This window comes from Steroidobacter gossypii (genome assembly GCF_016801985.1).
In the GTDB taxonomy this organism is placed as follows: Bacteria; Pseudomonadota; Gammaproteobacteria; order Steroidobacterales; family Steroidobacteraceae; genus Steroidobacter; species Steroidobacter gossypii.
In genome coordinates this window covers 13403-37406 of sequence record NZ_JAEVLS010000006.1, presented here as the reverse complement: position 1 = coordinate 37406, position 24004 = coordinate 13403, and the positions used below count along the sequence as shown (strand labels likewise).

The following is a 24004-nucleotide window of genomic DNA, read 5'->3' as shown; positions in this document are numbered from 1 at the left end:
CGCGCCTTAATTGCATCGTTTCTATAGACAGGCCGACGGCCCAACCGCCCGCGAACGTTGCTCGACCGGCTTGTCGCGATGGCCCAGGTTGAAGGCCGAGTTGATCAGCGACAAATGCGAGAATCCCTGCGGGAAATTGCCGATCTGCCGCCCGGTCGCCGTATCGAACTGCTCCGCGAGCAGGCCCAAATCGTTGCTCAGTTTCACTAGCCGTTCGAACAAGGCCTCGGCTTCATCACGCCGTCCACACATCGCATACGCATCGACCAGCCAGAAACTGCACGCGAGAAAAGCGCCTTCGCCCGGCGGCAAACCGTCGTCGGTCGCGGCGGTGTCATATCGTTGCACCAGGCCATCGCGCATCAAGCGTGACTCGATAGCGCGGATGGTCCCGGTGATGCGAGGGTCCTCCGGCGGCAGAAAGCCCAGCTCCGGAATCAACAGCAGACTCGCATCGAGCTGCTCGGATCCATACGCCTGCACGAACGAATTCAGTCGCTCGTTATATCCATGCTCGCAAACTTGCGCATGGATGCGTCGGCACAGCGCGCGCCATTCCTCGACCGGGCCTTGCAGGCGATAACGTTCTGCATCTTGCACGGCCCGATCGAACGCGACCCAGGCCATGATCTTGGAATAGGTGAAATGTTGAGGCGGGCCGCGCACCTCCCAGATGCCGTAGTCCGGCTTGTCCCAGATCTCCGCCAGATGCGCGAGCAATGCCAGTTGCATGTTCCAGGTGGCTTCGAGCGGCGCCAGGCCGTTGGCGCGCGCCTGATGAATCGCATCCATCACTTCGCCGAACACATCGATCTGTAACTGCGCATAGGCCGCGTTGCCGACGCGCACCGGTTGGGATTGTTCGTAACCGGGCAGCCAGGGCAGCTCCCACTCGTCGAGCCGACGCTCGCCGGCCACGCCGTACATGATCTGCATGTCGCGCGGGCTGCCGGCGATCGCACGCAGCAGCCAGTTGCGCCAGGCTTTGGCTTCCTCGAGGAAGCCGGCGTTCATGAGTGCGAGCAACGTCAGCGTCGCGTCTCGCAACCAGCAGAATCTATAGTCCCAGTTGCGTGTGCCGCCGATACATTCGGGCAGCGATGTGGTGGGCGCGGCGATGATGCCACCGGTTCCTTGATGAATCAGCGCGCGCAGCGTAATCAAAGAGCGCTTCACCTCCGTCTGCCAGCGACCGGTGAGACGGGCCTTGCCGATCCATTCTTTCCAGAACAGCTCGGTGTCCGCGAGCGCGTCCGGCACATCCGGAACCTGGATGGCCACGGGATCGTGATGCGAACGCGCGTAGGTCAAGGCGAATGAAAACTTCTGCCCGGCCTCGACGGTGAAGTGCGCGACGGACTTCATGTTCTCGCCGTGCACGGGCACGTCGGTATGTAGCACCACCATGTCCGGGCCGGCGACCGCGGTCCACACTCCTTTGTTGATGCGCGTGACCCATGGGGTCGCCACGCCGTAGCCGAAGCGAACCACCAGCTCGAGATGCATGGGCACGACGCCGCGCTCGCCGATGACCAGGCGCATCAGGTCGGAAGCAGAGCCGCTGCGAGGAGGCATGAAATCCACGACCAGCACCGAGCCGGACTCGGTTTGGAACCGAGTCTCCAGGATCAGCGTGTCCTCACGGTAACTTCGAGTGCTCTGTGCGGTAGTGTCCGAGGGCGCCAGCAACCAGCGCCCATGCTCCGGTCCGCCCAGCAGGGCAGCGAAACAGGCATCCGAATCGAAGCGCGGCCAGCACAGCCAGTCGATGGACCCGTCGCGCCCCACCAGCGCCGCGCTTTCGCAATCTCCGATCAGCCCGTAGTCTTCGATGTGCCTCGATACTCGACTCATCTGGGACTAATGCATCACGCCCCCGATCGTTCCTGCGTTGGACGAGCGCGCCGGCTATGCAAGCTTTACTGCTTGGCTTGCTGCCGTTCGATCTGCTCGCGCAGACGCTCTTCCTTTTCGCGCAGCTCCGGTGTGAACTCGGCGCCGAAGTCCTCGGCTTCAAAGAACGGACGGATTTCGATTTCGGTGTCCTCGCCGGGCATGGGATGCGGACACTTGTTCACCCACTGCAGGGCCTCGTTCATGTCCTTCACCTGCCAGATCCAGTAGCCGGCGATCACTTCCTTGGTCTCGGCAAACGGCCCATCGATCACCAGCCGCTTGTCCCCGACGAACCGCACCCGCTTGCCGTGGCGGCTCGGCTTCAAGCCGTCCCCGCCCAACATGACCCCGGCCTGCACCAGCGCTTCGTTGAACCTGGTCATGTCCGCGAGCAGCTGCTCGCTGGGCATGACTCCCGCTTCGGTACTCCGGGTCGCCTTGATGATCACCATGACGCGCATTGCCGTGCTCCTTGTTCACTGAAGGACTTGCCGACGACAACGGGCCGCCGGTCTGTGCCTTGAAGACGAACCTCCCCAGGCCAGACCGACACTTTGCCACGCGAAAATCACATCTAGGTTAGAACTCCTGCCACTCCACATCCGAGCCGGCGGCCTTCTTCACGGGCTGCGGGGACGCAGTCAGGGCGGGCTTGGTGCTGGCCAAGGGGGCCGGCTTCGCAGCAGCGGGTTTCAGCGCCGGCGGCGCCAGCGGAGCGCGAACGACGGTCTGATGACCGCTGTTCTCACGAATCTTGAACACAGTGATCAAGCCCGTGAGCTTGCGCGCCTGCTCGCTCATGGAAGCGGCGACCGCGGAGGTCTCTTCGGCCATGGCGGCGTTCTGCTGGGTCGACTCGTCCATCTGAGTGATGGCGCCGTTGACCTGGTCTAGGCCCGAGGCCTGCTGCTGGCTGGCCGCGGAAATCTCACCGATGATGTCGGCGACCTTCTTGGCCGCCGAGACGATGTCGGTCAGGTGGCGGCCGGACTCGTCGACCAGCTTGGTGCCATCCTGAACTTTGGACACCGAGTCCTGAATCAGCTCTTTGATCTCACGCGCCGCCGTAGCACTACGCTGCGCGAGGCTGCGAACTTCAGAGGCGACCACAGCGAAGCCACGACCCTGCTCACCGGCGCGCGCCGCTTCAACGGCGGCATTCAGCGCGAGCAGATTCGTTTGAAACGCAATCTCGTCGATCACGCCGATGATGTCGGCAATGCGTCGGCTGGACTCGTTGATCTCAGCCATCGCGGTCACTGCGCGAGACGCGACAGCACCGCCGCGCTCCGCTTGATCGCGAGCTTCACTCGCCAGCTGATTGGCGTGACGCGCATTGTCGGCATTGCGCTTCACAGTCACGGTCATCTCTTCCATGCTCGACGCGGTTTCTTCCAGGCTGGCCGCCTGATCCGAGGTGCGAGAGCTCAACCGCTCGATGCCCGAATTGATATCACCGGCCGCAGCATCGACCGCGCTGGACGTGACACGCACATCCTGAATCAGCGTGCCCAGCTTCTGACGCAATGTTTCGATTCCGTGCAACAGACTGGAATCGTCGTCCGCACGCAAGCTCACCACTTGGGTGAAATCGCCAGAGGCGATGGTGCGCACGATCTGCACAGCCATTTCCGGCTCGCCGCCGAGGCTACGGAACACACTGCCAATCAACACCCACGAACCGACAGCCAACGCCAGCATCATGACCACGGCGGTCACCAGGCTGGCAACCAGGCTGCGCTGCACGTTGTCCGTGCCGCTCGCGAGCAGGGAACGGAACTCGCCGATGGCGGCTTGCTGAGCCTGGGTCAACGCGGCAGTCAGACTCTCGTTGGTTTTCTGCATGCGACCGATCGCCGTGGTGGCGTCACCGGTTTCGCTGCCCAGCATGATCTTGGTCGCCGAGGTGGCGGCCGAATAGTAATCCTCGAACGCGCTGCCCAGATCCCTCGCCAGGGTTCGTTCCTTATCGACTGCTCCGAGCTCTCGCAGAGCATCGCGCAGTTTGATGGCATGTTCGGAAGCCGCGCTCAACGCATTCTCGTCGCCTTCCGCCACCGCGCGCTGCAAAGATTCCTGCACGTCGATCAGTTCGGACGCCACGATGCGCAGAGCTTCGACCGTCGGATATTGAACCTGCTCCACGCGAGCCAGCGCCGACGAGGTGCGCGAGGTCATCTGCGAGCTGACCGCGATGCCGATCATTATGATCACCGCCGTCATGATCGGCAGCATCCAGATTCGATGTTTGAATTTCATTGGACTGACTTGCCTGTAGGCGGACTCGCGTGGATGCGCGCCGCCTGAATAAGAACGACTGCTTTGGATACTGCACAACTTGCAGCGGCTGGCGGCCATCCCCACGAGGCGCCGCCAGCCGCCGAATCGTTACAGCTTGAGCACTGCTTTGACCGAGCCGTCCACCGCGCTGGAGTCGACATAGCCGATCGCCTTCGGATCCGAAGCCACGAACGCCTTCACGTCCGCGTCGCTCTTCAGTTCCTTCGGCGGCGTGCCCTTACCCGTGAAGGTCAGACGCGCCCAGGTGGCCTTTGCCTGCGCGGCCGAGCGACCTGTAGCCTTCTCGTAGAACGTGCCGCGAATGCCGGCGGATTCCGGCTGATCGGCCAGTGCCGCAGCACTGCCGTCGGGGAACGTGCTCGTGTTGCCCAGATACAGCGCCGCGACCTGCTCGGCCGTGAGCGCCGCCGCCGGGTTCTTCGGGTTGACGATCACGACCACTTCGGCGCTCGCGCTGGCGGCGGCCAGCGTCAACGCGCACAAACTCAATATCGTTTTCAAACTACGCATGACGAATGGCTCTTAGAAAATGAAATCGAAGGAGGCGCTGAACATGTTGACCTTGCCATCGAAGCCCGGCTGCACATTGTTCAGATTGCCGCGGCCGTCCGCGTCGATGTGGTCGTACTGAAACTTCACCACTGCGCCTCTGACGATAGAGAACGAAGGCAGCTCGTAGCGCACACCCAGGCTGTAGCTGTCCTGGTCGTTGGCGCCCGCGGTCCGAATCAAATCGTTCACGGTCGTGTTCAGGGCGCCGAGCGCACCGCCCGCGGGAATCGCGTTCGTGCTCAACGCTTCCTGACGACGTAGCCCGGCGATAGTCGCGTACGGCATCAGGTTGCCGAAGCGACGGCCGTAAGTGGCATAGGCGGCCCGGCGATCCGGCAGCAAGTAGCCGCCCTGGTCGCTGCGCGCTTCGCCAAATTCACTCGCGATGAAGTTCGCGCCGTCGTCGTACTGCACGCCGATGTTGAAGTTCTCGATCCTTGCGCCATCGATGGTCAGCTTCTCGGCCACGCTCGCACAGCCTCCGCACATGCTGGCGGGAATTGCGAGCAGTGCGTCGGTCATCGGGCCGATCGACAGCGAGCTTGCGTCGATCTTGGGCCGGCTATAACCGATGCGCGCCTGGAACGAGCCGTAGTTGACGGTGGTCGCCAGACCGAGCCACTCGGACACCTCGAGCTCGCCGGTGCCGAGCTTGACTTCACCTTCGCCGAAATAGGGATTCACGGAGACGATGACATTGCCGAACTGCGCCCGGTAAGTAGCGTCGACGCCGAGCAGCTGATACACCGGCGACAAGTTGTAAACTTCCAGCGGCGGACGCACCCACACGTTGGCGTAACCGACGAATACCGAATCCGAGTACATGAAAGTCGGCGCGCGCAGATAGCCGGCGCGGAGGCTCGTGCTTTGCGTCGCCTGAACGCGGACGTACGCCCAGTCCAGATGCGGCTCCCAATCGCCAGTGAGGTCGGTATAGGCCACGCCTTGTACGGTCGCCGAGAACATCTCGTCGAACTTCGCCGTCACTTGCAGGCCGAGCTTGGAATCGATTTCGAAGCTGCCGCCCTTGTCGATCGAATCCGGCTGCGAGCTGTAGCCCACGTCGGCGAGATCGGTGTCGGTCTGCGAATAGGCCGCGGTCGAAAAGCCGCTGTACGAGAAATCCACCGCAGATGCCACCGTCGGCAACGCTGCCGCTACGGCGATCGCGATGAGGGGAAAACGAGAGGACATGCGTGAGACTCCGGTAGTTGGATGCACGGAGCAGATGGCCCCATGACAGCCTTCGTATCGGCGTCGCAGCATGGCGACTTGATTTGATCTCTCCTGATGCGGCACTGCCGGAAACATGCACCTCGCCCTACGGGGACTCCCTTAGGCCGACGCACTGGTTCACATTCTTGACCAGGCAACGCTGTCATTTACCCATGGATATGGAAAGCGACCGATGAGCAAGGCAGTGCTACCGACGAAGACCGCGACCGCCGTCACACTCGCCGGCCCGAATCAGGTGCCGGGTCTTATGTTGTAGGATAAGGTGCCCTGTATCGCACGCTGGAGGCGGAATGAAGCAAGTCACCTCACAGGATGTACAACTTCGGGTCGAGCACACGCCACGTCCGGGAGCGCCGGCGCTGCTGTTGCTCAACTCGCTGGGCACATCGCTGGAAATGTGGGACGAGCAGTTGGCGCCCCTGAGCGAGCGCTTCGAGTTGATCCGCTTCGACGCCCGGGGGCATGGCAAATCTACAAGCGGCGCGCAAAAAGAAGCCACGATGGACCTGCTGGCCACCGACGCGCTCAACGTGCTCGATGCGTGCGGGGTGGCCAGAGCTCATCTTTGCGGCATCTCCCTCGGTGGCATGATCGCCATGCACATCGCGACCAAGTGGCCGGATCGCGTGCTGAAAGCGGCGCTGTGTAATACTTCGCCCCACATGCCCCCGCGCGAGAACTGGGATTCGAGAATACAGACGGTGATGAGCCAGGGCATGGCGGCGCTGGTGGAAGGCACGCTGCAACGCTGGTTCACGCCGCAGTTTCATCAGGAGCATCCGGAGCAAGTGGCGCGCATTAGTTCGTTACTTCTGGAAACGTCACCGCAGGGGTACGCCGCCTGCTGCGCGGCCATTCGCGACATGGATCAACGCGAATCGATTCGCGGGATCACGGCAAAAACGCTCGTCATCGGCGGCAGCGCGGACACATCGACGACGCCGGAGCACGCGCGGCTCCTCGCGAGCAATATTCCAGAGTCGAAGCTGGTGATGCTGGAGGCGGCACATTTGTCGAACATCGAGCGCGCCGAGGAATTCAACGGCACGCTCATCGAATTCCTGCAAGGCGAGCTGACCCAGCCCGCGACTACCGCCGCCTGAGGGTCAGGCGACGCCGAGCTTCTGTAACAGGGCGGCGCGCTGCTCGGGCGTGATCTCGTAACAGCTGAACAAGTCGGCATGCCACATGCCATCGGCAACCAGCCGCAGATGCAGCTCCTCGAGCGCCAGCTCGGGCGAGATATTCTTCTGGAATAGATTCAAACGAGCCCGCACGCGTGCAGCCAGTTCCGGCTGAGCGGTGCAGATGATGGTGATCGCCTTGAACACCTGCTCGTGCTTGGGCAATTGCCCCATGCGCGCCACCAGCTGCAAGAACGCTCGGGCGAGACTGCCCCCCTCGGCTTGTTTTTCCACTTCCATCTGCAACTGCTCGGCCAGATGATCGGCCAGCCCTTCGAACAGCGACTGCTTGGAATCGAAGTAGTACAGCAGACCGCCTTTGCTGACATGCGCCGCTTCGCTGACCGCATCCAACGTCAGGCCGGCAGCGCCCTTCCTGATGACCAGCGAGGCCGCGGCGTCGAGCAGTTGCCGACGCCGCTGACTTGCGGCGCGGACACGAGTGGATGGAATTGTGGACATGCGCCAGACGTGGCGCCGGACCGGCTCTTATCAAGCCGGGCCCGGCCCATTTGGTCAAAACTGTCCAAATCGCGACGTTCCTGATCAGACAGCCGGCTGGGGCACCGGCGTACCTTTCACTGTCGGTGCCTGCGCCTCGGCGCCACGCTTGCGATGATCCGCAGCAATCAATGTGTAGAACACCGGCACCACGAACAGCGTGAACAGCGTGCCGACCACCATGCCGGTCACCAGCACGATGCCGATGCTGTTACGCGCCTCGGCGCCCGGCCCCGACACCAGCACCAGCGGGAAGTGACCGAACACCGTCGCCGCCGAAGTCATGAGCACCGGCCGCAATCGCGTCAGCGACGCCTCACGCAGAGCGGCGATCTTCTCCAGGCCCCGCTCCTGCAGCGTATTGGCGAACTCGACAATGAGAATGCCGTTCTTCGCGATCAGACCCACCAGCGTGATCAAGCCCACCTGTGAATAGATGTTGATGGTGGTCATGTCGAGGAACGTGAACACCAGCGCACCCGAGATCGCCAGCGGCACCGATCCCAGCAGCACGATCAACGGATCGCGGAAGCTATGGAACTGCGCAGCCAGCACCAGATAAATCAGGATCAGCGCGAAGCCGAGCGTCGCCGTCAACGCCGCGCCTTCGTGTCGAATCTGGCGCGACTCACCGGCGTAGTCGATGAGCACGCCCGGTCCGCCCGCCTTCACTGCCGCATCTTCGAGCACACGCAAACCTTCTTCCTTGGTCACGCCAGGCTGCACGCCCCCGAAGATGCGCGCCGAGTTACGCTGCGCGAAACGATTCAAGGTGCGCGGACCGGTGTCCGACTCGATGTGCATGAAGGTCGAGACCGGCACCAGCGCACCGTCTGGCGTCTTGATCTTCAGATCGAGCAACGGTTCGAGCGTGGCGCGATCCTCGTCGCCGATCTGCGGAATGACCTTGTAGCTGCGATCGAAATAATTGAACCGATTCACGTACGCGCCGCCGAGCAGTGTGCCCAGCTCACGACCGACGCCCGCCAGATCCAAGCCGAGATCGGCCAGTCGCTCGCGATCGAGCACCACGCGCGCCTGCGGCAGATCGATTTTCAGATCGGTGTCGACATACAGGAACTTGCCGCTGGCCAAGCCGGCATCGAGAATGGCCTGCGTGGTCGCGAGCAGTTCTTCGATCGAAGCTTCGTTCTGCACGATCATTTCGACGTCATATTGCCCTGGCGTCGGCAATGGAGGATCCAGGCGCGGATAGACGCGCAGGCCGGGAACCTGAGACACGGCGCCGTAAACCTCACCATACATCTCCTCGGTCGAGCGCTCGCGCTGCTGCCAATCCTTGGCAACCAGGCCGCCGAACCCGCCCCACGCCGCCGTCAGCGACCACATGAAGTCCGCTTCAGGGAACGCGGTGAGCGCCTTCACGACCTGTTGCGAGTCGCGATCGGTCGCCACCAGCGAGGAATCCGGCGAGGCTTCGAAGAACAAGCTGATGTGACTTTGGTCTTCGACCGGCGCCAGCTCCTGACGCGAGTACATGAACAATGGCCACGCCGCTAACGTCACCAGCGCGGCGACAGCGACGATGCCCCAGCGCATGTTCAGCGCGCCGTCGAGCAAGCCCTCGTACCGACGCCGAACCGCGTCGAAGCCGCGGTTCACGAGCACGGTGAGCTTGGTTTCATGGCCGTGCTCGTGCACGAAGCGCGAGCTCATCACCGGCGACAGAGTCAGAGCAACCAGACCGGAGACCACGACGGCCGCCGCGAGCGTGATCGCAAACTCCAGGAACAACGAGCCCGTGAGCCCGCCCTGGAACGCGATCGGCGTGTACACCGTCGCCAGCGTGATCGTCATGGCGATCACGGGTCCAGCCAGCTCGCGCGCACCGGCCAACGCAGCCTCGATGCGGTTCTTGCCTTCACGCACATGCCGCTCGACGTTTTCGACGACCACGATGGCGTCGTCGACCACCAGGCCCACCGACAACACGATGGCCAGAATGGTCAGCAGGTTCAAACTGAAACCGAACGCGATCATCACAATGGCCGCGCCCACCAGCGACACCGGCATGGCGACCAACGGCACCAGCGCGGTGCGCACCGAGCCCATGAACAGGAACACCACGATGGCCACGATCAGCACGGTCTCGCCCAGCGTCTTGGTGATTTCTTCCAGGGCGCTGCGCATGAACATGGTGCCGTCCCACACCAGGCGCATTTCGACATCGGCCGGCAAGGTGGCTTCGATGCGCTCCATCTCCTTGCGCAGGTGTTGCGCCACTTCGATCTCATTCGAGCCGGGCAGCGGCCACACGCCCAGATACACGCTCTGCTGGTCGTTGTACTTGGCCACCATCGCGGCCTCTTCTGCGCCCAGCTCGACGCGCGCCACATCGCTCAAGCGCACGATGGCGCCACCGCGATCGGCGACGATCAGCCGCTCGAACTCATCGACCGCGCGCAGGTCGGTGTTGGCGAGCAGATTCACCTGCACCAGGTTGCCCTTGGTCTGGCCGACGGCGGCGAGATAGTTGTTACGACGCAGAGCGTCGTGCACGTCGCCAGGTGAAAGGTTGCGGGCGGCGAGCCGATCCGGATCGATCCACACGCGCATCGCCAGTGGCTGACTGCCCTCGTAGCTCACGCGTTGCACGCCTTCGAGTGTCGACAACTGCGGCTGCAAAGTGCGCGACAGCCAGTCGGTCAACTCAGGAACGGTGCGATCCGGCGAGGTGAAGCCCAGATAAAACGTTGCATACGGACGGTCCGCGCGCTGCACTTCGACCACCGGCGGCTCGGCTTCCGCCGGCAGTTCGGAGCGAACCTGCTGGAGTCGCGCCGTCACTTCCGCCAGCGCGTCGGTGCTGTCGTGATCGAGCTTGAGTCGAATCGTGACGGTGCTCAGACCGGCGCGGCTGGTCGACTCCACGTAATCGACGCCACCGATCGCCGAGACCGCCCGTTCGATCGGCGTGGTCAGGAAGCCACGCACGGTCTCGGCGCTGGCGCCGGTGTAAACCGTGTTGATGAGTATCGACGAGCTTTCGACGCTCGGGAACTGCTGCACCGGCAGGTTGAACAACGCCCGTGCGCCGACCAGCACGATGACCAGGTTGACCACCACCGCCAGCACGGGGTGCTTGATGAATATATCTGTGAATGAGCGCATGTGCGTGTTCCCTGAAACGGGCCGCGTTGCGCGCGGCCCATTCTTAGCTGTTACATACCGAGTGGTTACATGCTGGTCGCGGCGGAGTGCGATTCGTTCTGCGCCACCGACTCGGCCGGATTGGTCACCGCCACCAGCGCGGCCTCCCGCAACTTGAACGAGCCGGACGCCGCCACCAACTCGCCGGGCTCCAGGCCCTTGGTGATGACGATCTGATCGCCCGCCATGGCATCGACCTGCACTTCACGCAGACGAGCTCGCATCTTGCCGTGTTCATCCGCAAGCACCACGAACACGTGATCGCCGGACGGGCCTTTACGCACCGCGCTCGCCGGCACGACGGCCGCCATCGTCGGAGTGCCGACGTCCACCTGAACTCGAACCGACGCGCCCGGCGCCGGCGCATCGCCTTTGATCTTGGCGCGCACCATCGCGTTACGAGTGGAAGGATCGACTCGCGCGTCGATCGCGACGATCTCGGCCTCTGTGCCCGCCGTCGTGCCGCTGCCGGTAAATACATCCACCTTGTTTCCCGGGCGGAGATCCGCGGCAACTTGCTGAGACACGGTGAAGTCGACGTAGGCCTCGTCGTCCACGCCTTGCAGGGTCGTGAGCAGCGTGCCTTCGTTCAAATACTGACCGGGATGCACGTCTGAAATGCCAATGCGAGCCCGGAACGGCGCGCGGATGATCTTGCGATTGATGACGGCCTTGATGCGAGCCACCTGCGCCTGCACGACTTCCTGCTCGGCGCGTGCGCTGTCCACTTCCATTTCAGAGGCCGCGCGATGTTCGCTCATGCGTTGCATGCGAGCGAACTGGGTCCGCGCGAGCTCGGCTTGCGCCAGCAGCGCCTGCAGATCGGCTTCTTCGACGGAGACATCCATGGCCACCAGAACGGTGCCGGCTTCGACGATCTTGCCCGGCTCCAGAGCAACGTGTCGGACCGTGCCCGGCAGTTCGTTGCGAACGGTGATGGATCGAGTCGCGACCACCGTGCCGATGGACGTCGTCGTCCGAACGTGCTCGTGCTCACGAACCAGGGCGGTGACGATAGATTCCGCCGGTTCGGGTTGGCTGGCGGCCGCTGCTTCCGATTCAGCAATGCTGGATCGTTTCCAAGCGCTGAGCAGCACGCCGGACACGATCACCGCGCCCACCAGCAAGAAAGATCCTATCCATTGACGCGATTGCATGACTGATCCCCAGGTTCATTCGATGAGTACCGAGAGCGTGCAAAGTATCCGCGTGCTGGCCCAGGACCAATCGGGGGCGGCGAAAGTCACTCTTGCCAGGAAAGCAGTAATCGACGGGATGTCGATGCGCGGGGCAGTAACATAAATGTAACTGCCAGAGATTCGCCGGAGCGGGAAAAACTAACGATCGGTCTGGCGACCGCCCTTTAAGCGGGTGCCCCAAGGACTGATTGCAACCTGCGCCGAATAGTTGCCACCTTTTGGCACCGAAAAGTCCACCGCGACCTCGAAAGACCAGCGATCCCTGCCGGAAGCCGGCGGCGCGACGGCAATACGATAGCTACCGCCAGTGGCCGGCATCAAACCGTTGGGCGTCAGCCACGAAGGGACATCGCACTCGGCGGCGAACCGTCGGACGAACAGATCATGGATGCCTGCCAACTGGGTGGCAGCCAGCGACTCACCTGTCAACCGCACGAACTGGCCACCGCGATAAGCCTCGGCGCACGCCTCGATACTGGCCGCGAACACCACGAGCCGCAGATTTGCAGCACGGCGCTGCGCCGAGTTCCTGGGGTCCTGCTGTAACGACGGCACGAAAATATCTTCAGCGTCGGCGATACAAACTGATTCGCTCGCGGAGGTTTTGATCAGCTGCATGGGGGCGACGATGCGGCCATACACGACATCGCCGTCGCCGTGCTCGTAGAACTCGGAGTCCAGCGACCTGCCCCCGAACTGCTTCGCGAGCTCCTGCGCGCGACCCCTCGCCACCTGCCGCCAACCTGCCCGCGGCATCTCTGCAATCAAGCGACTGTGTTCCGGACGCACCGGAGGAGTCGCAGGCTCCGACAACAGCGCCACCGACTCCTCGCGACGGCCATGTAACAAACGAACCCGCAGCACACGCTGCTTGAGCGCGATGACTTCCAGGTGCGAACAAACATCGCCATCGCCCGTCATGAGACAGTCGACGTCGTACAGCAGGATGTGCAGCTCCCGTGGATCGAAATCCTGAGGTGGCCCCTCGCCCGCCAGATACTCCGGGCGCTCCACCGAAGAGAAAGATACCGAGGGCCGACCGAGTAGCTCGACCCATCTTTGTTGTGAAATGGCGCGGTCGGCGTGATTGAAGGTTGCAGGAAACGATCGGGCGATGCTCTCGACGACCCTGGGGCGCGCCGTCGCATCGGATTTGAATTGTTCGAAGGCCTGCAGCTGTTCGGCGCTCCAGTCTTCCTGCGTAGCCCGGTCAGCGCCGTGACGACCACAAGACGACAGCAGCGCCGTGATCAAAGTCACAAAAATCCATCGCGCCACACCAATGCTCCTTACCGTGCTCATGATCCAGCGGAATCGCTTGCATTGTCGCCAGCTGACGACGTCAGTGCTCGAATCCGAGCGCCAGGCGGGCGAGAACAGTAGAATACATTCAGCGCACCGACGCGCTACGACTTGAGAGTGCACGAACGCAACCATGAAGATGAACGCGAAAAACCTGATTTGCGCAGCCGCTCTGGCTCTGCCGCTGACGAGCATGGCTGACACCCTGAGCTACCGTTACGTGGACGTGGCGCATTTCCCCGAAGCGGAAATCGACGCCAACGGCTTCGATGAGGATGGCGACGGCCTGCAGCTGCGTGGCTCGCTGCCCGTGTACCAGAACATTTTCGCGCTGGCCGAGTTCCAGGATCTGAGCCTGGACAACGGCATCGACGCCACGCGTTTCATGGTGGGCGCAGGCGGCCACTGGGCGCTGGGCGGCAACCTGGATCTGATCGCCCGCGGCGGCGTGGTGCAGTATGAAGTGGACATCGGCCGCTTCGACGACGACGACACCGGCTTGTTCGCCGGCGTGCGCCTGCGCACCATCGTCGCACCGAAGGTCGAGATCGAAGGTGGCGTCGAGCACCTGGCCGTGGACGTGGCCGGCATCGATGGCGACACCTACCTGATCGGCGAAGGCCGCTACAACTTCACGCCGCAGTTCTCGGTGGGCGCATTGATCACGCTGGGCGGCGACGTCAGCGTGTTCGGCGCGCAGGCCCGTCTCAACTTCTGATCATTCTCCGACCGTGACCGGCCTCCTCCCGCGAGGGAGGAGGCCTTCCGACCCGTTTCTACAGCGCTACGGCGTCGCCACGAGCTGATAGTGCGGCGTCCGAACCGGCGCAAACTCGCTGATCCCAGCTTCCGCCGGCGCAAATCCCGCCATCGCCGCGATCAGACTGTCCAACTCCGCATTCGGGTGCGTGACCGGATCCATCGCCCCCTGCGCCAGCAAGCCCGCCGGTAGCGGCGTCAACAATCCCGGAATCTGAGCCGCCGGAATGGCGAAGCCGCTGCCGGGTTGCACATAGGCAATCGCGTGCTCGCCACCGAGGAAGTGGTTGACGACGCGCACCTGCTGACCGGCGTTGGCATCGACTCGAATGATCAGATCGTTGCCATCCTGGTGAAAGCCCAGACGATTGGGCGCGATGCCGTTGAAGAACACCACATCGGCGCCGCCGCCGGCGTAGATCGAATCGCTGCCCGAGCCGGCCTGATAGTAATAGTCGTCATCGCCCGCGCCGCCGAACAGGCGATCGTTGCCGTCCTCGCCCACCAACGTGTCGTTGCCTGCTCCACCGATCAGGATGTCGTCGCCGGAGCCGCTGAACGAGCCGTTGCCGCCGGAGATGTAATCGTCGCCATCGCCGCCGTCGAACTTGTCGTCGCCGCCGAAACCGAACAGCTGATCGGCGCCACCCAGGCCGCGAATCAGATCGCGCCCGGAACTGCCGAGCAACTGCTCGCCCGCGGCTGTGCCAGTAACGACATTTGGATAATCCGCGTCATTACCTTGATCGCCGCCATCTCCCGGATCGCCACTGCCCTCGCCTGCGAGCGCATTGATGGCGGCCGTGTCTAGCGTGCTGCCGCTGCCCGGCTGCACGAAGTCCAGCGCATAGTCGCCGCCGAGGAAATGGTTGGTGACGCGCACTGTGTTCGTGGCAGAACCGTTGACACTGATCAACAGATCGTCGCCATCGCGCGCGAATGTGAGATTCTCGACGGCAATCCCGGCGTCGAAGAACACGCCGTCGAAGCCGCCGCCGGTGTTGTCGATCGTGTCTTGGCCGGAGCCGTGCACGTAGTCGTCGTCGCCGGCGCCGCCAATCAGAGCATTCGCGCCATCCTCACCGAACAAGGTATCGTTGCCCGAGCCGCCTTCGAGACGATCGTCGCCCGAGCCAGAGCCGCTGCCGTTGCCGCCTGCGAGATAGTCGGCGCCGTCCCCGCCCTGCAGAGTGTCATCGCCACCGAGACCGAACAGCTGATCGTCGCCGCCTAGCGCCTGGATCAGATCTTTGGCGGCGCCGCCCACCAGCTGCTCGCCGGCGGCCGTGCCCTGAATGACCTGGTCGTATTCGCCGCCGGAACCGCTGTCGACCAACGCATTGATCTGCGCCGTGGTGAGATACGGCCCGCTGCCGGGCTGCAGGAAGTCGATGGCGTGGTGGCCGCCGAGGAAATGATTGGTGACACGCAACTGCTGACCGTGATCCTGGTCGACCAGGATCACGAGGTCGTCACCGTCGCGCTGGAAGCTCAACCGCTCCAGCGCAATGTCGATGAAGAACGCGCCGTCGAAGCCGCCGTGGCTGTTGTCGATCACGTCGATGCCGTAGCCTTCGCGATAGTAGTAGTCGTCATCGCCCAGGCCGCCGCTCAACTGATCGTCGCCGTCTTCACCGACCAGGACGTCGTTGCCCGCGCCGCCGATCAGCACGTCGTCGCCGGAGCCCGCCGACGTCCCGTTGCCGCCGGAGAGGTAGTCGTCGCCATCGCCGCCTTCGAGCTGGTCGTTGCCCGCCATGCCGAACAATGTATCGGCGCCGCCCTGGCCAAGCAGCAGATCGCGTGTTTCGTAGCCAGCGAGCTGTTCGCCGGCGCTGGAGCCTTCGATCAGCGCGGCGAAATTGCCGGGCACGCCTTGTGCGGCGACGATGTGACCGATGCGCTCGGCCTCGATCATGAATCCACCGTCCGGCTGCACGAAACTGATCGCTCGGTCACCGCCGAGGAAATGTCCGAGCACGCGCACCGATTGGGCCGCATCGCCATCGACCAGGATCACCAGGTCGTCGCCGTCGCGACTGAAGCTCAACCGGCTGGCATCGATGCCGCCAGTGAAGAATACGCCGTCGAAGCCGCCACCGGAGTTGTCGATCGTGTCGACGCCATCGCCCAGCGCGTACACGTAGCTATCGTCGCCCGCGCCGCCGACCATGAAATCAACGCCGGCCCCGCCGTCGAGTTGATCGTTGCCATCGCCGCCATACAACGCGTCGTTGCCGGCTTCGCCTTCGAGATAGTCGTCGCCACCTTCGCCGTAGAGCATGTCGTTGCCGGCGCGACCCCAGGCAAGATCATCGCCATCGCCCAGCAGCATCGTGTCGTCGATGGCGCGATAGCCGAGGAAGCTATCCGCACCGGCCGTGCCGTGATAGATCACCTGGCTCTCGACGTCTGCCTGGCCGAGCGAGCTGCCGTCGGCGAACAGGAAATGTTCCAGCTTGAAATGATCGGTCGGCTCACGAAACCAGTTCTGTACCGTGATCGAGTCCGTGCCGTTGGCGTGTTCGATGATGAGATCGTCGCCACGGCGATGGAAGCTCAGGTCGGTCACGACGATGCCCGAGCCGAAGTTCAACGTATCGCTGCTGGGCGCGACGTTCCCGTACGCCTCGTTCTGCCGGCGCTCGATCAGCAGGTCGTGGCCGTCGCCGAGATCGAAGAGGTAGGTGTCCTCGCCGAAGGAGCCATACAGCGTATCGTTGCCTGTGCCGCCTTCCAGGATATTGCTGCCTTGATCCCAGGCATTGCTATAAGCCTGCAACACATCGTCGCCGGCGCCACCTCGCAAGATATCGAAACGTAGACCGCGCAGCGTGTCGTTGCCATCGCCGCCCAACAGCGTGCCAGTGCCTTCGAGCAGATCGTCGTCGCTGCCGCCGTCGAGCAGGCCGGCGCCACGTAACGTGTCGTTGCCCGCGTCGCCATAGAGCTCGTCATAGACTCCGCCGCCTGAGCTCAGCACGTCATCGCCGTCGCCGCCACGAACGATGTCCTCGCCGTCGCCGCCGTCGAGCACATCGTCGCCGCCGTCGCCGAACAGCAGGTCGTTGCCATCGCCACCGATGACAGTGTCTGCACCGTCTCCACCGGAGAGCTGATTGCTGCCCGTAATACCCAGCAGGACGTCGTCGCCCGCGCCGCCCGACATCACGTCATCGCCCGTGCCGGCGTTGAGAATGTCGTTGCCCTCGCCGCCACTGACGACATCGTTACCAGCGGCCGCATCGATCCGATCGTTGCCAATGCCGCCATCGATCGTGTCGTCGTCGGCGTGCCCGTAAATCGTGTCGTCGGCTGCCGTCTCCTCCAGAGCCTTGAGCCTGATGGCCTCCTCACTCATGTAGAGGCCAGTCATCCCGTTGTAGTAGTACAGGCGCTCGATCGCATTCGCGCCGGAAACGCCGGCTGCGTTGGAGAACTGCCCCACGATCCGCAATTCATCACCGGTGCCGCGATCGGAGATCACCAGATCCAGGCCATCGCGCCGGAACAGCGCGTCCGAATAGTTCGCCTCGTGAAAGTACACGGCATCGTCGCCGCCGGCGCTGTCGAAAATCGTGTCTGCGCCCCAGTTCGGATCGAAGGAATATTCATCGTCGTTCGCGCCACCTTCCAGTCGATCCGCGCCAGCGCCGCCGCTAAGTGTGTCGTGACCATCGCCCCCCACCAGGATGTCGTCGCCCGTCCCTCCGTCGAGAGTGTCGTGATCCGCGCCGCCCTCCAGCCGATCGTTGCCGGCGCCGCCTTGCACGTTATCGTTGCCGGCTCCCGCATACACGACGTCGTCGCCGCCCAGCGCATTGATGCTGTCGTTGCCGGAGTAGGCGTAGATGACATCGTTGCCTGCGGTGCCCGCCAGGGTCAGCAAGCGCAGTTGCGCCGGGTCGATCAATGTTTCCTGGCCGTCGCCGTACTGCAGGCGAATGCCGCTGATCGCGGTCTCGTCGACAAAGAACGAGCTCAGCGACAAGCGATCGTCGGGGCTGCTTTGGAAAGTCACCACCAGGCTGGTGCCGTCGCGCCGGAACACGATTTCTTCCAGCGACAGGTTGGCGATGTAGATCGTGACGACGTCTTCGTAGGCGTCGACGATCGTATCGTGGCCGTCGCCGCGTGCGAAAAGATAACGGTTGGTGCCACCACCGCCATCGAGACGGTCGTTGCCGGCGCCGCCCGCCAGGAAGTCGTCCCCCGCGCCGCCGGTGAGCGAATCGTCGCCGTCGCCGCCATACAGATTGTCACGTCCGGCGCCGCCATCGAGCACGTCATTGCCGGCGCGTCCTTGCAGTGTGTCGTCGCCGCTGCCGGCGTCCAATCGATCGTCATCCGCCCCGCCATCGAGCAGATCGTTGCCTTCACCGCCGCGCAGAAAATCCCTGCCGGCGTCGCCGGTGAGTTGATCGTCGCCGACGCCGCCGTCCAGCGTGTCGTCGCCATCGCCGCCCGACAGGAGGTCGTCGCCCGCAAGTCCGCTCAGACGATCGTCGCCGGCCAGTCCGGACAAGGTGTCGTTCGAGTCATAGCCTTCGATGTTGTCGTCACCCGAACCGGCCTGCAGCACCATGCCCTTCACGTCTTCGATGCTCCACACCGTACCGTCGCTGAACTCGATCTGTTCGACAGCGATGCCCCCGACGGTCTGGTTGCGGAAGTAATCCGTGACTCTGATGCTGTCGCTCGCGGATGTTTGTATCCACAAGTCGTTGCCCTGGCGTCGTACGGTCACGGCGTTTCGATCGATGCTCGCATCGAACACGATGCGGTCGACTTTGCCCGAGGCTTCTGCCGCGTTCTGGATCACATCCGCGCCGTGACCGGCGCTGAACAGATACGTGTCGCTGCCGCGGCCGCCGATGAGCGAGTCATTCCCGGCGCCGCCGCTCAGCGTGTCGTTGCCGTCATCGCCCATCAGCACATCGTCGCCCGCGTTGCCCGACAACTGATCGTTGCCACCGAGCCCATGCACGTTGTCGTTGCCGGCGAGCGCATCGATCGTATCGCCTTGGGCAGTGCCGAACGCCAGGTCATCGCCTGCTGTCAGCGATGCAGCCGTCAACAGCGCCAGGATCTGCTGTTGATTGAGACTGGCGCCGTCGGTGAAGCGGATCAGCTCGATGGCGCCGAAGTGCACGGTGCCGTCGAAGTCGAAGAAGTTATCGATGCGCAGCGAGCCGGCATTGCTGCCATCGGCGTTGTTCACACGGATCCAGACCGTGGTGGCGTTACGAGAAAACTCCAGGTCGGCCTGGGTGATGCCGTTGCCGAACACGATCTGATCCAGCCCGCCGTAGTCGAGGATCACATCGTCGCCGTGGCCACGGCTGAACTGGTAACTGTCGCCACCGCCATACCCGTACAGACGGTCGTTACCCTCCAGGCCGTGGAAGATCGTGCCATTGCCGACGCCGTACAGCGTTTCGTTGGCGGCGGTGCCGACTCGCGTCGAGAAGTCGAAGTACGGCGCGAGGTTGGCGTTCGCGGCAGCGATGGCTTGATAGGCTGCGTCTCGCTCCGCCCGGTAACTCGGCGAATACGTGCCGAGATCGGTGAGCACGGTGATGACCTGTTCGATGCGATCGGTCTGCCCCGCTGCGTACAACGTCTGCAGCTTGCCCAGCAACGCATCCCAATCGACCACCATGCGCCCGGCATCGGAGCCGAACACCGACTTGATGATGTCGAGCTCGGCGGCGTATTCGGTCTGAGCCAGAATCTGCGCGGCCGTGAACCGCTTGAATTCGAGATATTCGGCGATCAGCAGCGGCGCCGCCTGGCCGTGCGGATTCGGATCGTATTCCCCCCAGCACCAGATGCCCATGTAGGGCCGGCCGACCAGATGCTCCAGCGTGACCAGTTGCCGCGCATCCATCACGTGGCCGTAGACTTTGGTGGGATCGCGGCTGTATGGATCGACATTCGCGGCGCCGGCCCAGCGATAGATCAGATCGTCCAGCAATGCATCGCGGGCAGCGGCATCGGTCGCGGCCACGTACTGATGCAACAAATCCATCAACGCCGGATCGAGCACCATGGCCTGGTGCAAGTCATGCACCTGGCCGAAACCTCTGGCATTGGCGAGCGACAGCACCTCGGGCGTCAGCTCGATGGCGCCGCTGTTGACGCGATGAGTGGTATCCACGCGAAACCAAACGTCCGCGGCGGTGGAGGCCGTGCCGTTGCTGAGCAGGATGGTCGCAACCTGGCGATGCTCATGGCCATTGGCATCGACGTGGGTCGACACATTGTAGCCAGTGCCGATCGACAGCACGCCCGCATCGGCCAGGCTCTGCAGCTCGCCCACGTCGCTCACTCCGTTGCCGTTGAAGTCGCGCCAGACTTGCAGCGAGGCATAAGCGGCATCCTGTACATCGACCACCCCGTCGCCGTTGCTGTCGTATTCGGCGAGCGCCTGGAAGCCGTGCTCGGCGCGCTGCCCGTTGCTCAGCACGCTGTTGTTACCGAACAGCTCGGCGCCGCTGCTGATGACGCCGTTGCCATCGCGATCGTGCACCAGCAAGCCGTCGTCGGGACTGACCCAGCCGGTGCGTTCGCTCAGTCCGTCGCCGTCCAGATCGAAGTAACTGGCGCCCAGCTGCAATGTTTCGATGCCGTCGCCGTCCAGGTCGAGCACGATGGGCGAGGTGCGATGCTCGGCCTCATCGGTGTCCGGCGTTTCCTCCTCATCCTCGTCTTCTTCCTCGGTCCTGAGATTGATGGACAGATCGCCGTTGTTGAAGTTGTTGATGACCAGCCCGCCATTGATGGTCAGGGTGGTGCCATTCAACACATAGGTGTTGCCGCCGCCGTAATATGTATTCTCCGGATCGTCTTCGGTGCGCGTGCCGCCGCTGAGCACCCGGTTGCCCAGCATGACCACGCCCAGGCCGTCTTCGTCCTCGATGATGTCCTCGCTATCGGCAAAGTAATGGTCGCGGCCGGCGCCACCATACAGTCGATCCCTCTCGGCGCCGCCATAGAGAAAATCACCCTCCGCTCCACCGCGCAGCGTGTCTGTGCCGGCGCCGCCGTACAGGCGATCGACGCCGCCATCCCCGTTCAACTCGTCGTTGTTCTCTTGGCCGTGCAAGGTGTCGTCATTGTCGCCACCGTGCAGGACGTCGTCCCCGGCGCCTCCGTAGAGCTTGTCATCTCCGGCGTTGCCGTACAGAGTATCCACACCTCCCAGTCCATAAATGAAATCCTGCAGCTCGCGACCACGAATCGTGTTGTCGAGTTGATTGCCGCGCACCAGGTTGACGCCGCTGGATGAAACATCGGCCACGTCGAGCTCGGTTTCGCCTTCCCGAAGCAAATAGGCCGCATCCAGCGCGACTCCATCGGCGAACGTGGTCGACAGGTGAGTCATTGCCGTCGCGATGGCGGCGCGCATATCCGTGCGCTCTGCGGCAGTGATGCTGTCGTAGACATTCGATCGAGCGCCACTGGCGCTGACGCGCTCGCCTCGCAGCAGATAATCGATGGTTTCGAGCGCCTCGTCGGTGTTGCCCGAGAATTGACCGGTGGCGCCGTCGAACAACCCGAACGCATCGGATTCCCGATTGCGACGCGCTTGATACGCCGTGCTGGTGAGGTAGCGGATCTCCACCCAGATCTTGGCGCGAGTGTTTTCATCCGAATCCGTGACCGTGCCATTGGCCAGCCCGATCAGCGTGGGCGAGCCCGGGATCTGATACAGCACGCTCAGGATCGCCGCTCGCTCCTTGGACTGCGGCATGGTGGCCAGGTCGATGCGGTGTTCCAGCGTGGTCTGGATGTGATGCGACAGCATCTCGTTGGCGTCCTGGATATCGCCCAACGCCAACTCCAGCTCGTCCACGTAATGATTCATCAGCGCCTGATACTTGACGGCGAGGCCGGCATTCGGCGGGAAAGTGATGTTGAGAGTGGTCGCGAGATTGTCCAGATACTGATTCTTCTGCGCATCGCTGATCTGGTCGTTGGTGTACTGATTCCTCATCGCTCGGGCTGCGCTCAAAGTCGCCGAATCCGCCGCCGAGAGCGCCGGCAGCCCCGCCGCCGCCAGATACTGGTTGATCGCCTGGTTGCTGCGGACCATGAGATCCAGGCCGTAGCCGATGGCGACGCTGTTGACGCCGTCGAAATGCGCTCGCAGGTCGTCCGCGGTGATGTTGTTGTTCAGCTCCCTGAGGAACAGCACGTCGTTCTCGCTGATCTTGATCAGCGCATTGCGAAACGCCTCGTAGTCGCCGTAGTCACGATTGAAGTCGGGCAGCTGGTTGGCGATCGTCCAGGAAGCGGTGGTGTTCACAGCCATGTGAAATTCTCCTTGTCAACGACAGATCATCAGAAGTAGCAGCGGGTCTCCAGGCTGGCTCCCGGCAGCAGCTCCACCACCAGGTGTGGGCGGTCGCTGGCGCGGTTGCCTTCGATCAACAGATAGTGCTTGCCTCGAAACACGAATGGATGCATGTAGTAGGCGGGGTCGAACTGCAATTGCTTGCCATAGAAGGTGTGAGTCCGGCCGCCGAGCTGCAAGGCAACCTGGATGAATTCGTCGTTGCGCACCGGTTGCGGCGCCGAGAGCAGGTCGTGCTGCAAGATCGAAAAGGTGTCGCCATCGCCGGCAGCGCCATGGCCGCCGGTCACCACTGTGATCATTTCGGGCGAACCGTCGTTGTCGAGATCCAGGTGATAGAACGTGACTTCGCGGGACCGTTCGGTCGCGGCGTCATCCACGGTCGCGAACGTTTTGGCCTGCAACGCCGGGAACGACAACCCCGCGACTTGCACGTCACTCGTAGATCGCGTTCTCGGATCGCGGAATTTTGCGAAAAGCCCGTCGTTCGTTCCGTCGCGCAACTCGTGTACTGCCTGGCGCGCTGAAACGCACAGCTCGGTTTGGGGCTCGCTCTTGATCTCGACGTAGGCTTGTTTCTGTCGCTGCGCTTGGGCCGCCACGCCAGCCACGAGCAGCAAAGCAAGCGCGATAGTCACCACGAATGACTTCATGAATCAGGGTTCCTCTGATGTCAGTTATGCCATGCCACCGGCATGAGCACACATTGCAAAATCCCGTTGCGCCGCTGCTCTGGAGCAAACACCATCAGCTCCGGCGGCGCGAAATCCTGGTTGGGCGCGGCCACCGCGAGCACCCTCGAGCGAATCCGGTACAGGCTCCAATACGCTCCGGTGGCGCTGCCGATGTTTCTTTTCGGCTGATTGCGACCGATGAAAATCAAGCGGCGGGAGTCGCGGTCCGCGGTGGTCGATCTCCAGATGTCCTGCCTGGTGAACGCCCATTCACCGGCAATGCGGTCCGGCGTGCGCGCGGTGAGCGCATACCTGATCATGGTGTTGATGGAGTCACATGAGCCAGAGGGGTCGATCTGAGAGCATCGCCTTGCCTGGCCGTTCAGCAACTCCGGGCGCCGTTGCAACTGCTCGCCGACGATCATCAGGCGCTGATGCTCCTGGCTGCTGAGCACGCTCGTCAGCCGATAGACGTGTTCGTCATTGCCGTCGGCATCGATATCCACGTTCACGTAGTCCAGACCGAGAAAGACGCTGACCGCCGCGCCCTCGGCCGCGCCCTGCGCGCTCATGCTGCGCAGTTCGATCTCTTGTGAGTTGTTCAACAGCCAGCGCGCACCGTTGTCGCCGGAATAGCGCCCTGGCTCGTTGAAAGTTTGCAGCACCTCGTTGCACAGCTGCTCGTCGGCGGCGCCCGCCAGTTGAAAGAAGCTCGCCGCTCGCGGCTTGACCCGGGGATCCTCTGAAAGCGGCAGCACCTCGACTTCCTGGCGGATGGCGGCATAGGTGAGCATCGGACTGTCCTGAGCGGATGCAGCGGCGGCGCCAAGCAGGAGACAACAGCCGATCGATAAGGGCCAGGGTTTGAGG

The 24004-nt window shown here is 63.0% G+C and carries 14 protein-coding genes; 2 read left to right on the top strand and 12 right to left on the bottom strand.

The window, feature by feature from the left end:
• Positions 1-21 precede the first annotated feature (21 nt).
• From JM946_RS23900 to JM946_RS23880, 5 genes are all read right to left on the bottom strand, one after another.
• Entirely contained in the window at positions 22-1854 is a 1833-nt protein-coding gene (locus JM946_RS23900; RefSeq protein ID WP_203169901.1) for a glycoside hydrolase family 15 protein, read from the bottom strand.
• A gap of 65 nt (positions 1855-1919) precedes the next feature.
• Positions 1920-2357, bottom strand: coding sequence for a YciI family protein (locus tag JM946_RS23895; protein WP_203169900.1), 438 nt, complete (start codon positions 2355-2357; stop codon positions 1920-1922).
• A gap of 118 nt (positions 2358-2475) precedes the next feature.
• The gene (locus JM946_RS23890) at positions 2476-4155 is read right to left on the bottom strand and encodes a methyl-accepting chemotaxis protein (protein ID WP_203169899.1); all 1680 of its coding nucleotides are present in this window, start codon (positions 4153-4155) and stop codon (positions 2476-2478) included.
• A gap of 129 nt (positions 4156-4284) precedes the next feature.
• Positions 4285-4707 carry a type 2 periplasmic-binding domain-containing protein gene (locus tag JM946_RS23885; RefSeq protein ID WP_203169898.1) on the bottom strand — a complete coding sequence of 141 codons (423 nt, stop codon included), beginning with the start codon at positions 4705-4707 and terminating at the stop codon, positions 4285-4287.
• Positions 4708-4719: 12 nt separating this feature from the next.
• Positions 4720-5943 (bottom strand): hypothetical protein, encoded by a 1224-nt coding sequence (locus JM946_RS23880; protein ID WP_203169897.1) that lies wholly within the window; start codon positions 5941-5943, stop codon positions 4720-4722.
• A 332-nt stretch (positions 5944-6275) separates the two neighbouring features.
• On the opposite strand from JM946_RS23880, the gene pcaD reads away from it, so the two are divergent.
• The gene (gene pcaD / locus JM946_RS23875; RefSeq protein ID WP_203169896.1) at positions 6276-7088 is read left to right on the top strand and encodes a 3-oxoadipate enol-lactonase; all 813 of its coding nucleotides are present in this window, start codon (positions 6276-6278) and stop codon (positions 7086-7088) included.
• Positions 7089-7091: 3 nt separating this feature from the next.
• On the opposite strand, the gene JM946_RS23870 is transcribed toward pcaD, so the two are convergent.
• The 4 genes from JM946_RS23870 to JM946_RS23855 all read right to left on the bottom strand — a co-directional run bounded on the left by JM946_RS23870 (position 7092) and on the right by JM946_RS23855 (position 13318).
• On the bottom strand, positions 7092-7631 hold the full coding sequence (locus JM946_RS23870) for a TetR/AcrR family transcriptional regulator (RefSeq protein ID WP_203169895.1): 540 nt from the start codon (positions 7629-7631) through the stop codon (positions 7092-7094).
• 84 nt (positions 7632-7715) lie between these two features.
• Positions 7716-10802 (bottom strand): efflux RND transporter permease subunit, encoded by a 3087-nt coding sequence (locus JM946_RS23865; RefSeq protein ID WP_203169894.1) that lies wholly within the window; start codon positions 10800-10802, stop codon positions 7716-7718.
• A 65-nt stretch (positions 10803-10867) separates the two neighbouring features.
• Positions 10868-11998, bottom strand: a complete 1131-nt coding sequence (locus tag JM946_RS23860; RefSeq protein WP_203169893.1) for an efflux RND transporter periplasmic adaptor subunit — start codon at positions 11996-11998, stop codon at positions 10868-10870.
• Between the two features lie 180 nt (positions 11999-12178).
• On the bottom strand, positions 12179-13318 hold the full coding sequence (locus tag JM946_RS23855) for a hypothetical protein (protein ID WP_203169892.1): 1140 nt from the start codon (positions 13316-13318) through the stop codon (positions 12179-12181).
• A 157-nt stretch (positions 13319-13475) separates the two neighbouring features.
• Between JM946_RS23855 and JM946_RS23850 the strand changes: the two genes are divergently transcribed.
• A complete protein-coding gene (locus JM946_RS23850) occupies positions 13476-14060 on the top strand; it encodes a hypothetical protein (RefSeq protein ID WP_203169891.1) in 585 nt (194 codons plus the stop codon).
• Positions 14061-14126: 66 nt separating this feature from the next.
• Here the strand turns inward: JM946_RS23850 and JM946_RS31360 are convergent, their stop codons facing one another.
• Genes JM946_RS31360 through JM946_RS23780 form a run of 3 tightly spaced genes read right to left on the bottom strand, consistent with a single transcriptional unit; the run spans position 14127 to position 23928 of the window.
• Positions 14127-22418, bottom strand: a complete 8292-nt coding sequence (locus tag JM946_RS31360; RefSeq protein WP_322110970.1) for a calcium-binding protein — start codon at positions 22416-22418, stop codon at positions 14127-14129.
• Positions 22419-22447: 29 nt separating this feature from the next.
• Positions 22448-23113: a hypothetical protein gene (locus JM946_RS23785; RefSeq protein WP_203169890.1), complete on the bottom strand. Its 666-nt coding sequence runs from the start codon at positions 23111-23113 to the stop codon at positions 22448-22450.
• Positions 23114-23133: 20 nt separating this feature from the next.
• On the bottom strand, positions 23134-23928 hold the full coding sequence (locus JM946_RS23780; RefSeq protein WP_203169889.1) for a hypothetical protein: 795 nt from the start codon (positions 23926-23928) through the stop codon (positions 23134-23136).
• Between the last annotated feature and the right edge of the window lie 76 nt (positions 23929-24004).

Bases quoted from the DNA above. Each gene is read 5' to 3' on its own strand.
- JM946_RS23850 (WP_203169891.1), top strand. From the start codon at position 13,476: ATGAAGATGAACGCGAAAAACCTGATTTGCGCAGCCGCTCTGGCTCTG.
- JM946_RS23780 (WP_203169889.1), bottom strand. From the start codon at position 23,928: ATGCTCACCTATGCCGCCATCCGCCAGGAAGTCGAGGTGCTGCCGCTT.
- JM946_RS31360 (WP_322110970.1), bottom strand. From the start codon at position 22,418: ATGGCTGTGAACACCACCGCTTCCTGGACGATCGCCAACCAGCTGCCC.
- JM946_RS23865 (WP_203169894.1), bottom strand. From the start codon at position 10,802: ATGCGCTCATTCACAGATATATTCATCAAGCACCCCGTGCTGGCGGTG.
- JM946_RS23885 (WP_203169898.1), bottom strand. From the start codon at position 4,707: ATGCGTAGTTTGAAAACGATATTGAGTTTGTGCGCGTTGACGCTGGCC.
- JM946_RS23860 (WP_203169893.1), bottom strand. From the start codon at position 11,998: ATGCAATCGCGTCAATGGATAGGATCTTTCTTGCTGGTGGGCGCGGTG.
- JM946_RS23895 (WP_203169900.1), bottom strand. From the start codon at position 2,357: ATGCGCGTCATGGTGATCATCAAGGCGACCCGGAGTACCGAAGCGGGA.
- JM946_RS23900 (WP_203169901.1), bottom strand. From the start codon at position 1,854: ATGAGTCGAGTATCGAGGCACATCGAAGACTACGGGCTGATCGGAGAT.
- JM946_RS23890 (WP_203169899.1), bottom strand. From the start codon at position 4,155: ATGAAATTCAAACATCGAATCTGGATGCTGCCGATCATGACGGCGGTG.
- JM946_RS23870 (WP_203169895.1), bottom strand. From the start codon at position 7,631: ATGTCCACAATTCCATCCACTCGTGTCCGCGCCGCAAGTCAGCGGCGT.
- JM946_RS23785 (WP_203169890.1), bottom strand. From the start codon at position 23,113: ATGAAGTCATTCGTGGTGACTATCGCGCTTGCTTTGCTGCTCGTGGCT.
- JM946_RS23880 (WP_203169897.1), bottom strand. From the start codon at position 5,943: ATGTCCTCTCGTTTTCCCCTCATCGCGATCGCCGTAGCGGCAGCGTTG.
- pcaD (WP_203169896.1), top strand. From the start codon at position 6,276: ATGAAGCAAGTCACCTCACAGGATGTACAACTTCGGGTCGAGCACACG.